Origin of the sequence: Marinobacterium sp. xm-d-530 (assembly GCF_013283365.1) — a bacterium.
GTDB lineage: Bacteria > Pseudomonadota > Gammaproteobacteria > Pseudomonadales > Balneatricaceae > Marinobacterium_E.
Genome location: NZ_WBYM01000002.1, coordinates 263,202 through 275,124 on the forward strand (window position 1 = coordinate 263,202; position 11,923 = coordinate 275,124).

The following is an 11,923-nucleotide window of genomic DNA, read 5'->3' on the forward strand; positions in this document are numbered from 1 at the left end:
CTATCTCCCATGGATTCGAGCAAGACTGCCAGGCATACTTTTCCAGAGCCTTTTCCGTAATTTCAAAGCGGTTGACAGGCTGAAGCCAGTCACCGTGACTCCGTAGCCTGTTTATCACACCGGTGACTGGCTTCAGCCTGTCATCCGCACTAGCAGTTACTTCCCATACAACCGATCAATTGCCGCTTGATTATCTTCAATCACTTTAGAGCGTTTGATCTTCTGTGTGGGTGTTACATACCCATTCTCAATCGAGAAGAGCTCACGTTGTACGATGAACTTACGGATACGCTCGGTGCCGTTAAGTTCTTGGTTCACACGCTTCACCGCTTTAGAAATGATTTTTTCTAGCTCTTCATCTGAGTCTGTGGCTTTTTGTAGATCCTCAGACGGAACGATAATGGCGGACAACCAAGGTTTGGCATCGCCAAGCACCACGGCTTGATCCACCTCCTCTTCTAGCGTCAGCTTCGCTTCTAGCTTGGCAGGCGCAACGTTATCACCACCTGAGGTGACGATAAGGTCTTTCGAACGCCCTACAATAGAGACAAACCCTTCTTCATCAATTTCGGCTAGGTCGCCCGTATGCAACCAACCATCGATGATGGTGACTGCAGTAGCTGACTCATTCTGCCAGTACCCTTTCATGACGTTGTCACCACGGACTAACAGCTCACCATCGTCAGCCAACTTCAATTCACAATCGAGCGGCAAACCGACGGTCGACATACGAATGTTTCCTGGACGGTTCACGGTGATCAGTGGCGATGCCTCTGTCTGACCATAACCTTGGATAATGCCAATCCCCAAAGCAGCAAAGAAGTTACCGATCTCTGGGTTCAGCGGTGCACCACCTGAAACAAAGTATTTAATCTTGCCGCCAAAACGATCACGCAGTTTTTTACGAACCAATTTCTCTAATAGAGGATCAAGAATGGCTTCTATTAGCGAGAGTTTTTCATCATTAAGCTTTTTCGTACCGATCGACAAAGCCTTATAAAAGAGGCCTTTTCTAAAACCACTGGCGCGATCCACACCCGACTTGATACGCGCATAGAGCATGTCGTAGAGGCGAGGAACCGCCGTTGCTATAGATGGAGAAACCTCTGTCAGATACTGCGCGAGCCTATCGGTTGATTCGCAGTAGAAGATCTCAGCACCCTGTGTAATCGGCATATGCAGGCCAGCTGTATGCTCGTACGCGTGAGCGAGTGGCAAGAAGGAGAGGAACCGATCCTCTTCATTAACAGGTATGGTATCCAACACTCGCGCAGCAGCTTCGACGTTATGAATAATGTTCTTATGGGTCAACATCGCCGCTTTAGGGTGACCACCAGTGCCCGAAGTAAAGATCAGGGTACAGACATCGTCAGTTTCTATGGCTGACAGATCTGGACGCTCGATGCCTGGTTGAGCTTCAGGCCAAGGCAGAATTTCTGTATGCCAATCCGGTTTATCATGCTCACCCTGATCGATCACAATCATATGAGTGACGCATTCATGGCTGATATTGGCCTCTAAGACTCTATCTGCCAACTCCTGAGACGAGACGATGGCGAATTTAGGGCTGGTCAAAGAGAGAATGTGACGAAGATCGTCAACGGTGTGTGCTGTATAAGCGGGAACCACATAAGCACCCACAGACATAATCGCTAAATCACTGACAGCCCACTCGGGACGGTTTTCAGAGAGGATCAAAACGCGATCGTCTTTACCGACACCATACTGTGTTAGATAGTGACTGAGTGTTGAAACTTGATCGGCCGTCTGTTGCCAAGAGAGCGTCTTCCACTCACCGTCAGATTTGTAGCCAAGGAAAGTACGATCTTGAAAACGATCAACCTGTTTGTAGAAGCGGGATACTAGGTTCATGTTTTTCTTTTTCTTATAAATTTAATGGAAATACGCGTTTAGTGTTAACTTGGTGCTTTGGTTTTATTAAATTGATAACGCGATAGATATTTTAGAGCGGATGACAGGCTGAGGCCAGTCACCGCGACTTCGTAGCCTGTATAGCACACCGGTGACCGGCTTCAGCCTGTCATCCGCTCTATCATAATCAGTAAATTGTGTTTTTAAACTAAAGGTTAAAAACAATGAAATTTTTTAAACGCACATCAGCTTTACTAGCCCTTCTCTATATTTCTGCCAGCGCCTATATGTATTTTGCCCAGGAATCTTTGATCTTTAAGCCGACCTACGAAACGGAATCAGTTGAGAAGGTATTCCCCGGTGCAAGCGAGCTCTTTATCAATACCCCACATGGCAACCGCCTTCAGACTTGGTATAAACCAGCTAAGCCTGGACAAGAGATACTTGTCTATCTGCACGGCAATGCTCGCAACATGAGCACACGTGGGCGGTTGATTAACATTCTGTCAGAGGGTGATCGAGGGCTATTGATCTTCAGCTGGGGCGGGTTTGGTCAGAGTACAGGTACACCTAGCGAGGTTAGCTTTTATGAAGATGCGCGTGCGGTGTTTGATTGGTTAGCTAAAGAGCACAATCTAAATTCATCAGACCTGATCATCTACGGCGAATCACTGGGCACTGGCGTGGCGGTTCAACTGGCCACTGAACGCGATTTTAAAGGGGTGATTCTAGCCGCGCCTTATACCTCCATTGCCCAGATGGCGGCAGATGACTACCCCTGGTTACCGGTTAATCTACTGCTTAAACATCGATTCGATTCGATTGATAAGGTTCAACAGGTGCATGAGCCTTTAGTGATCTTGCACTCAACCGATGATGACACCATTCCCTACGAGCAAGGTGTAACGCTTTTTGAAGCTGCTGAAGAGCCGAAGCTGTTTATGGGGTTTGAGGATCGAGAACATACGCGGTTTCGATCGGAGGATGTTGATCGGGCAATTCGCTGGGTATTGGAGCGGGAGTAGAGAGCGGATGACAGGCTGAAGCCAGTTAAGGCCATGGATGGCCTGTATGGAGTCATTGCAGGAGCAAATTACTGCCACCGGAGCGCTGAACCAACTACGCAGCCGCCGTGACTGTCTTTAGACTGTCATCGGCTTTATCAGTCGACTTCCAGTGAATGGAGCTAAACTGCTAGGCAGCGCTTTCCAGAAACTTTCCCGTAACAGCAAAGCGGATGACAGGCTGAAGGCCTGTCACCGGTGCGCTGCATAGGCTACGGAGTCGCGGTGACTGGCCTTCAGCCAGTCATCCGCCCCATCACCGTCTTCCAGAAAACGCGCTAGACCACCGATACTCCGACGACATTCCACAAATCCCAGCCCGCACCGGATTCTGTTCGATATATGCTTTGATCTGCTCTACATGTGTTGAACTCATCACAGGAATATTCCTAAATCGCCCTTCCCAGATCGTTCCAGTCAATCCATAACGCTTATTGAAGTAACGACCGTAACTTCCTGCGATACGTTTCATCATCTCTGAAATGCCTTCATCAGAACTAGGCGTTACTAATAGGTGTATGTGGTTATTCATTAACACCCAAGCATGCAGTTGAACTGCGTATTCCTCTGACCAATACTCGAGTTTACTGAGGTACATTTCAAAGTCGGCAGTGGCTTTAAAGATGTATTGTCGGTTGTGGCCGCGGTGAATAATGTGCTGGGGCACACCTGCTGGACATAATCTTGGCTTCCTTGCCATGGTTAAACTCCTTTTTCTTTGGAGTATAGATCATGGTTGGGAGTTTACATTGACAGCGGATGACAGGCTGAAGCCAGTCACCGGAATACTTAATTAACTACGGAGCTGCGGTGACTGGCCTTCAGCCTGTCATCCGCCCTATCCCCGTCTTCCAGAAAACACAAAAGCGACCCAAGGGTCGCTTTTCTTTAACGCGAGAAACGAATTACTTCATTGCCCAGCCAGTTACTTCAGATAGGGCTACGCCGATATCTGCTAGTGAACGTACAGTCTTAACGCCTGCGTCTTCTAGTGCTGCGAACTTCTCGTCTGCAGTACCTTTACCGCCAGAGATGATTGCACCAGCGTGGCCCATGCGTTTGCCTGGAGGCGCTGTTACACCCGCGATGTAAGAGACAACAGGTTTAGTTACGTTTGCTTTGATGTAAGCAGCCGCTTCTTCTTCTGCTGAACCACCGATCTCACCGATCATAACAATCGCTTCAGTCTGTGGATCTTTCTGGAACATCTCTAGGATATCGATGAAGTTAGAACCTGGGATTGGGTCACCACCGATACCAACACAAGTAGACTGACCGAAGCCGGCGTCAGTAGTCTGTTTTACCGCTTCGTACGTTAGCGTACCAGAGCGTGAAACGATACCCACTTTACCGGGTAGGTGGATGTGACCTGGCATAATACCGATCTTACATTCGCCCGGTGTAATGACACCTGGACAGTTAGGACCGATTAGACGCACGCCTAGCTCGTCACACTTCACTTTACACTGAAGCATGTCCATCACTGGGATGTGCTCTGTAATACATACGATTAGCTTGATGCCAGCGTTAGCCGCTTCAAGGATCGAATCTTTACAGAACGCCGCTGGAACGTAGATGACTGATGCTTCTGCGCCAGTCTGCTCTACCGCTTCAGCAACGGTGTTGAATACAGGAAGGCCTAGGTGAGTTGTGCCACCCTTACCTGGAGTCACACCGCCAACCATTTTAGTGCCGTAGGCGATCGCTTGTTCAGAGTGGAAAGTACCCTGACCACCCGTGAAACCCTGACAGATTACTTTGGTATCTTTGTTAATTAGTACTGACATGATTAGTTGCCTCCTGCTGCTTTAACTGCTTGCTGTGCAGCGTCAGTCAAGCTGGTAGCCGCGATGATATCCAAACCAGATTCAGATAGCAGTTTAGAGCCGAGGTCTGCGTTGTTACCTTCAAGGCGAACAACCACTGGAACTTCTACGCCCACTTCTTTAACAGCACCGATGATGCCTTCTGCGATTAGGTCACAACGTACGATACCACCGAAGATGTTAACCAATACCGCTTTAACTTTGCTGTCTTCAAGGATGATCTTGAACGCTTCGGTTACACGCTCTTTCGTCGCGCCGCCACCAACGTCAAGGAAGTTAGCTGGGAAACCGCCGTGTAGAGAGACGATGTCCATAGTACCCATAGCTAGGCCAGCACCGTTAACCATACAACCGATGTTACCAGTAAGTGCTACGTAGTTAAGATCCCACTCAGCCGCGCGTGCTTCACGCTCGTCTTCTTGTGATGGATCTTCCATTGCTTGGATATCTTTGTGACGGTAAACCGAGTTGCCATCGATCACGACTTTCGCATCTAGACAGTGTAGGTTGCCTTCGTCAGTGATCACCAGTGGGTTGATCTCTAGAAGAGCTAGATCTTTCTCTTCAAACATCTTCGCAAGACCCATGAAGATCGCGACGAACTGTTTGATCTGAACGCCTTCAAGACCCAACTTGAATGCTAGCTCACGACCCTGGTATGGCTGCGCGCCAGTCAAAGGATCGATGGTTGCTTTAAGAATCTTCTCAGGTGTTTCGTGAGCGACTTTCTCGATCTCTACACCACCTTCAGTCGATGCCATGAAGACAATACGACGAGATGAACGGTCAACAACCGCACCTAGGTATAGTTCGTTTGCGATGTCTGTGCAGGTCTCAACAAGAATTTTAGAGACTGGCTGACCGTTCGCGTCAGTTTGGTAAGTTACCAGATTAGTACCTAGCTTATCTTTTGCGAAAGCTGCTGCTTCTTCTGGAGAGTCTACTAGTTTAACGCCGCCCGCTTTACCGCGGCCACCTGCGTGTACCTGTGCTTTAACAACCCACTTATCACCGCCAATTTGTTTGGCTGCTTCTGCGGCTGCTTCCGGTGTATCGACTGCAATGCCTTGTGACACTGGCAGACCGTACTGTGCAAACAGCTGCTTGCCCTGATACTCGTGAAGATTCATTCTATAGTCCGTTATTTAGGTCGGTTAAACGAACACGGGGTTACCCGTGCCATCGATCTGAACAAAAGCGCTTCAAGCTTTTGACCTGAAGCGCTCCCTGTTCCGCGATTAACGCTTTTTGCGATTCGCAATGTGGATAGCGTGATTATCCACTGCTAGAGCTGCTTCGTGGATCGCTTCACTCACGGTTGGGTGAGCAAATACGGTCAACTGCAGATCTTCCGCGCTTGATGCAAATTCCATAGCGATAACACCCTGAGCGATCAGCTCAGAGGCGATACCACCAACGATGTGTACACCAAGAATACGGTCGGTAGCTTCATCAGCGAGCATCTTAACGAAGCCCTCTGTCGCATTCGCTGCCATGGCACGGCCAGACGCTGCGAATGGGAATTTGCCACTCTTGTATTTGATACCTTCCGCCTTAAGCTGCTGTTCGGTCTTACCGACCCAAGCCAACTCAGGGAAAGTGTAGATGATGTTAGGAATGCAGTCGTAGTTCATTGCTGCTTTGTGACCCGCAATGATGTCTGCAACCATGATGCCCTCTTCTGATGCTTTGTGTGCAAGCATCGGGCCACGTACTGAGTCACCAATTGCGTAAACGCCTGGTGCGCCGGTACGACAGTTTTCGTCAACGAAGATGAAGCCGCGCTCATCTAATGAGACACCTGAGTCTTCAGCTAGAAGACCGTTGGTTTGTGGACGACGACCGACAGCTACAATCAGCTTATCAACAACAAGCTCTTTATCGCCTTCTGAATCGGTGTATTTCACTTTTACCGCTTTACCATCAACGATCTCAGTGCCGGTACAACGCGCACCCAGTTTGATGTCTAGACCCTGTTTAGTCAGAAGCTTTTTAGCCTCTTTCGCTAGGTCTTGGTCTGCTAGCGCTAGGAAATCATCCATCGCTTCTAGAACGGTCACTTTAGAGCCACAACGAGCCCAGATAGAACCCATCTCCAGACCGATAACACCGGCACCGATGATGCCTAGGTGTTCTGGGGTTTCATCGATATCCAACGCACCGGCGTTGTCTAGGATTAGACCCTCTGTCAGAGGTGCCGGTGGGATCTCTACAGGAACTGAACCTGATGCAAGGATCACGTTGTCAGCCTGGTAAGTAGAGACAGAGCCATCAGCAGCGGTTACTTCAACCTGCTTACCCGCTAGCAATTTACCTGTACCAGCAAGGGTTGTGACACCGTTCGCTTTGAACAGACCTGCGATACCGCCGGTTAGGTTCTTAACGATGCCATTCTTACGAGCAACCATCGCTTTAGGGTCGATCGATACATTCTCAGCAACGATACCCTGCGCCGCGAAGCCGTGTTGAGCTTCGTGAAGTTTGTGGGTTGTTTCAAGCATCGCTTTCGATGGGATACACCCTACGTTTAGACAGGTACCACCTAGGACAGTACCGCCCTTCTCATCAATCCACTTTTCAACACAGGCTGTTTTCAAACCAAGCTGTGCTGCACGAATCGCTGCTACGTAACCGCCAGGGCCAGCACCGATTACAATTACGTCAAACTTATCAGACATTACTCTTTCCTATCTCAGTAACTTTTTAAAGATTCCTAGAATGCGATTCGCATTAAACGTCTAGGAGCATGCGCGCTGGATCTTCCAGCAGGTCCTTAATTGTTACAAGGAACTGTACAGCCTCTTTACCATCGATCATACGGTGGTCGTAAGAGAGTGCTAGATACATCATTGGTAGGATTTCAACCTGACCATTCACCGCCATTGGACGCTCTTGGATCTTGTGCATACCCAAGATAGCTGTCTGTGGTGGGTTAAGGATTGGGGTCGACATCAATGAGCCGAATACACCGCCGTTAGTGATTGTGAATGTACCGCCCTGCATGTCTTCCATGCCAAGCTTACCTTCACGACCGCGCTTACCGAAGTCTGCAATAGTGCCTTCTACTTCTGCAAGGCTCATCGCATCCGTATCGCGCAATACTGGCACCATTAGGCCACGATCAGTCGATACAGCGACACCAATATCTTGGTAACCGTGGTAGACCATGTCGTTACCGTCGATCGATGCGTTAACCGCTGGGAAGCGTTTTAGTGCTTCAGTCGCAGCTTTAACAAAGAAGGACATAAAGCCTAGACGTGTACCGTTGTGAGTCTTCTCAAACAGATCTTTGTACTGTTTACGAAGCTCCATGACAGGCTTCATGTTCACTTCGTTGTACGTTGTTAGCATCGCAGCATTCTGTTGCGCTTCAACTAGACGCTTAGCGATGGTTGCACGTAGACGAGTCATTGGGACGCGTTTCTCAACACGCTCACCTGCTGGAACATTTACCGATACAGCTGGCTGGGCTGCAGCAGGAGCGGCTGCAGGTGCTGCCGCCGCAGGAGCAGAAGCCGGCTTGTTCGCCATGAAGTTCATTACGTCTTCTTTAGTGATGCCACCGTTTTTACCCGTGCCAGGGATCTGGCTAGCATCAAGACCGTTCTCATCAATCAGTTTACGAGCGGCTGGGCCTACTTTTTCTGCGTCACCTGCTGGAGCCGCTTCAGTCGCTGCTTCTGCTGCTGGAGCTGCTGCACCGGCTGCACCCGCTTCAAACTTAGCAAGAATCTCTTCGCTAAGAACCGTTTCACCTTCGCCCTTTAGGACTTCAGTGATCACACCGTCGGCTGGAGCGACAACTTCAAGAACCACTTTATCGGTTTCGATGTCGACAATAAGTTCATCGGCAGAAACCGCTTCACCTGGCTGCTTGTGCCAAGTTGCAACAGTTCCGTCTGCTACTGATTCTGGAAACGTAGGTGCTTTAATTTCGATTGACATGATTTTTCCTTTCTTGCCTTCTGCTCGTCGTACGAACGAATTCTTTATTAACCGTTTAGGGCGTCGTTAACCAATTTCTCTTGCTGCTCAACGTGAACAGAGATGTAACCTACTGCAGGCGCTGCAGCGTGTGGACGACCCACACCGTCTAGGTGAATCTCTGGCTTCACTTTACGTAGAGCGTTGCGCATGTGGTGCTGACTGCAGTACCAAGCGCCCTGGTTCATTGGCTCTTCCTGACACCAAACAACCGATTCAAGATTAGGGTATTGGCTCAACTCATCTACCAGATCCGCCTCTGGGAATGGGTAGAGTTGCTCAATACGAACGATCGCAACATTCTGCTTCTCTAGCTCTTCGCGACGGTTGTATAGGTCGTAGTAAACCTTACCGCTACACATCACAACACGATTCACTTTCGACTTATCAAGCTGATCCACTTCACCAATAACCGGTTGGAAGGTGCCATCCGCCAGCTCTTCTAGAGTAGAGATCGCCTGCTTGTGACGAAGCAGAGACTTCGGCGTCATGACCACCAACGGTTTGCGAAGTGGGCGAACCACCTGACGACGCAGTAGGTGGAAGATCTGCGATGGAGTTGTAGGGACAACAACCTGAATGTTGTGCTCAGCACAGAGCTGTAGGTAGCGTTCCAAACGAGCAGACGAGTGCTCTGGACCCTGACCTTCAAAGCCGTGTGGCAACAGCATAGTCAGACCACATAGACGCTGCCATTTCGCTTCGCCTGATGTGATGAACTGATCGATCACGACCTGAGCACCATTGGCGAAATCACCGAACTGCGCTTCCCAGATCACCAACGAGTTTGGTGTCGTGGTTGCGTAACCGTATTCGAATGCCAATACCGCCTCTTCAGACAGGTATGAATCGTGGATCGTGAATTTTGGTTGATCCTTATCCATGTTCTGAAGGGGTACGTAAGTCGTCGCATCTTTCTGATCATGCAGAACCGCGTGACGGTGTGAGAAGGTACCACGACCGACATCCTGACCGGTCAAACGGACTGGGTGACCCTCTGCAAGAATTGACGCGTAGGCCAATGTCTCTGCAAAGCCCCAGTTAGCGGCCATTGCACCGGCTGCCATACGCTTACGGTCGTCATAGATCTTAGAAACCTGACGCTGCACGCTGAAGTGCTCAGGGGTTTCAGCAATGTTCGCCGCAAGCTCTTGAAGCACTTTGATGTCGACACGAGTATCACACTCAAACGACCATTGGTGACCAAGGTAAGGCGCCCAATCGACAAACATCTTAGTGTTTGGTTCAAGCACAAGAGAGTGAGCAACGTGTTCGCCATTTTCTAGCGCCGCACGGTAAGCTTTTTCCATCTCTTTGCTCTGTTCAGCAGTGATCACACCCTCTTCGATCAGCTTAGTTGCGTATAGATCGCGTGTGGTCTTCTGCTTTTTGATGACATCGTACATCAACGGTTGAGTACCGCTTGGCTCATCCGCCTCGTTGTGACCGCGACGGCGGTAACAGACTAGATCGATAACAACGTCTTTCTTAAATTCGTTACGGTAATCAACCGCCAACTGAGTCACGAAACGAACCGCTTCTGGGTCGTCACCGTTGACGTGGAAGATTGGTGCTTCGATCATCTTAGCAACGTCGGTACAGTAATCTGTAGAGCGAGCATCTTCTTGCTTAGAGGTCGTGAAACCAACTTGGTTGTTGATCACGATGTGGATCGTGCCGCCTGTCTTATAAGCGCGTGTCTGAGACATCTGGAATGTCTCCATGACAACACCCTGACCGGCGAAGGCCGCATCACCGTGGATATTGACAGGGACAACTGTGTTACCGACTGGATCTTCACGACGATCCTGACGGGCACGAACCGAACCTTCAACCACTGGCGCTACGATCTCAAGGTGAGATGGGTTGAATGCCATCGCAATGTGCACCTCACCGCCGTCAGTATTGACGTTCGATGAGAAACCCTGGTGGTACTTAACGTCACCCGATGAATCAACCAGCTTCTTACCTTCGAATTCACCGAACAGGTCAGCTGGGTTTTTACCGAAGATGTTAACCAGCGTATTAAGACGGCCACGGTGTGCCATGCCGATCACAACCTCTTTAGCACCCTGCTTACCAGCACGCTGGATCAGAGTATTCAAAGAGACGATCAGAGATTCACCACCCTCAAGACCAAATCGTTTAGCACCAGCAAATCGGGAGCCAAGGTACTTCTCTAGACCTTCAGCTGCCGTTAGGCGCTCTAGGACCATGAGTTTCTTCTCAGGCTCAACCGTTGGGTGTGCACGAGTTGGCTCAATGCGAGACTGAAGCCATAGACGCTCTTCAGTGTTCACAATGTGCATGTACTCAGAACCTACCGAACTGCAGTAAGTCTCTTGAAGATCCTGAAGGATCTCGCGCAGTGTCGCCTCTTCGCGGCCAAACTGCAGACTACCGAGTTGGAAAGTTGTATCAAAATCTGCTTCTGAAAGTTCGTGGTAGCGCAGATTAAGGTCGGCCACTTCTGCACGTTCTAGCAGACTCAGTGGGTCGATCTTGGCGATCTGGTGTCCACGCATACGGTAAGCATCAAAAAGGGCTAGCGCGCGAACTTGCTTACGCTCGTGTTCAGAGCTGACAGAGGATACCGCTGCAGGCTGTGCACGTTTTTGATTCTTAGCAATGTATTGGAAATGTTCACGAATCGGTGCAAGAGGAACATCAGGAGTAATGTTTTCACCGACTTTAGGGAGTTTATCAAACTCTTCACGCCACTCTGGGGGAACGGAGTTTGGATCTAAAAGGTACGTTTCGTATAGCTGTTCTACGTAAGAGAGGTTGCCGCCGTATAGATGAGCATTCTTCCACAGCTGCTCCATCAGACCGTCTTGCATTATATATTTACCCTCGTTGTGGGGTACGGGACCTCCGAAGCTCTTGTGAAGCCTCTTCATCCATCGCCCTTATGCTTCTAATTTCCATTTTTCAGCGCATTATTCGGTGTTGCAACCAAATAAAACTCGCGTAGTTTACGCCTTTTATTCAACCCTGAACACCGCAGTTTTAGCGATTTAATACTAAAGTAATCAATGTTTTATCGCGTTTTGGAATAAGTTAATTCTACGGGCTTTTAACAGCCGTTTTTAGTTCTTTTAGGCTATTAAGTAAGAGCTTTTTAAACGTTTTTTTGCACTTTAGTCGTAATGCATGTTTTGGAGTGTTGTACGAGGA

8 protein-coding genes are annotated in these 11,923 nt (G+C 49.2%); 1 reads left to right on the forward strand and 7 read right to left on the reverse strand.

The genetic code is table 11. The features are described 5' to 3' along the window. Positions 1 to 156: 156 nt before the first annotated feature. Positions 157 to 1,872 carry a long-chain fatty acid--CoA ligase gene (locus XMD530_RS04590; protein ID WP_173506815.1) on the reverse strand — a complete coding sequence of 572 codons (1,716 nt, stop codon included), beginning with the start codon at positions 1,870 to 1,872 and terminating at the stop codon, positions 157 to 159. Between the two features lie 224 nt (positions 1,873 to 2,096). On the opposite strand from XMD530_RS04590, the gene XMD530_RS04595 reads away from it, so the two are divergent. Continuing rightward, positions 2,097 to 2,897, forward strand: a complete 801-nt coding sequence (locus XMD530_RS04595) for an alpha/beta hydrolase (protein ID WP_173506816.1) — start codon at positions 2,097 to 2,099, stop codon at positions 2,895 to 2,897. 295 nt (positions 2,898 to 3,192) lie between these two features. Here XMD530_RS04595 and XMD530_RS04600 read toward each other — a convergent pair whose 3' ends face one another. The 6 genes from XMD530_RS04600 to XMD530_RS04625 form a co-directional block, all read right to left on the reverse strand. Beyond that, positions 3,193 to 3,603, reverse strand: a complete 411-nt coding sequence (locus XMD530_RS04600) for a transposase (protein WP_173506817.1) — start codon at positions 3,601 to 3,603, stop codon at positions 3,193 to 3,195. 238 nt (positions 3,604 to 3,841) lie between these two features. Beyond that, on the reverse strand, positions 3,842 to 4,723 hold the full coding sequence (gene sucD / locus XMD530_RS04605) for a succinate--CoA ligase subunit alpha (protein WP_173506818.1): 882 nt from the start codon (positions 4,721 to 4,723) through the stop codon (positions 3,842 to 3,844). Between the two features lie 2 nt (positions 4,724 to 4,725). Next, a complete protein-coding gene (sucC, locus tag XMD530_RS04610; RefSeq protein ID WP_173481571.1) occupies positions 4,726 to 5,892 on the reverse strand; it encodes an ADP-forming succinate--CoA ligase subunit beta in 1,167 nt (388 codons plus the stop codon). 108 nt (positions 5,893 to 6,000) lie between these two features. After that, on the reverse strand, positions 6,001 to 7,440 hold the full coding sequence (gene lpdA, locus XMD530_RS04615; RefSeq protein ID WP_173483186.1) for a dihydrolipoyl dehydrogenase: 1,440 nt from the start codon (positions 7,438 to 7,440) through the stop codon (positions 6,001 to 6,003). 52 nt (positions 7,441 to 7,492) lie between these two features. Then, positions 7,493 to 8,707: a 2-oxoglutarate dehydrogenase complex dihydrolipoyllysine-residue succinyltransferase gene (odhB, locus tag XMD530_RS04620; RefSeq protein ID WP_173481573.1), complete on the reverse strand. Its 1,215-nt coding sequence runs from the start codon at positions 8,705 to 8,707 to the stop codon at positions 7,493 to 7,495. 47 nt (positions 8,708 to 8,754) lie between these two features. Continuing rightward, positions 8,755 to 11,586: a 2-oxoglutarate dehydrogenase E1 component gene (locus XMD530_RS04625; RefSeq protein WP_173506819.1), complete on the reverse strand. Its 2,832-nt coding sequence runs from the start codon at positions 11,584 to 11,586 to the stop codon at positions 8,755 to 8,757. Between the last annotated feature and the right edge of the window lie 337 nt (positions 11,587 to 11,923).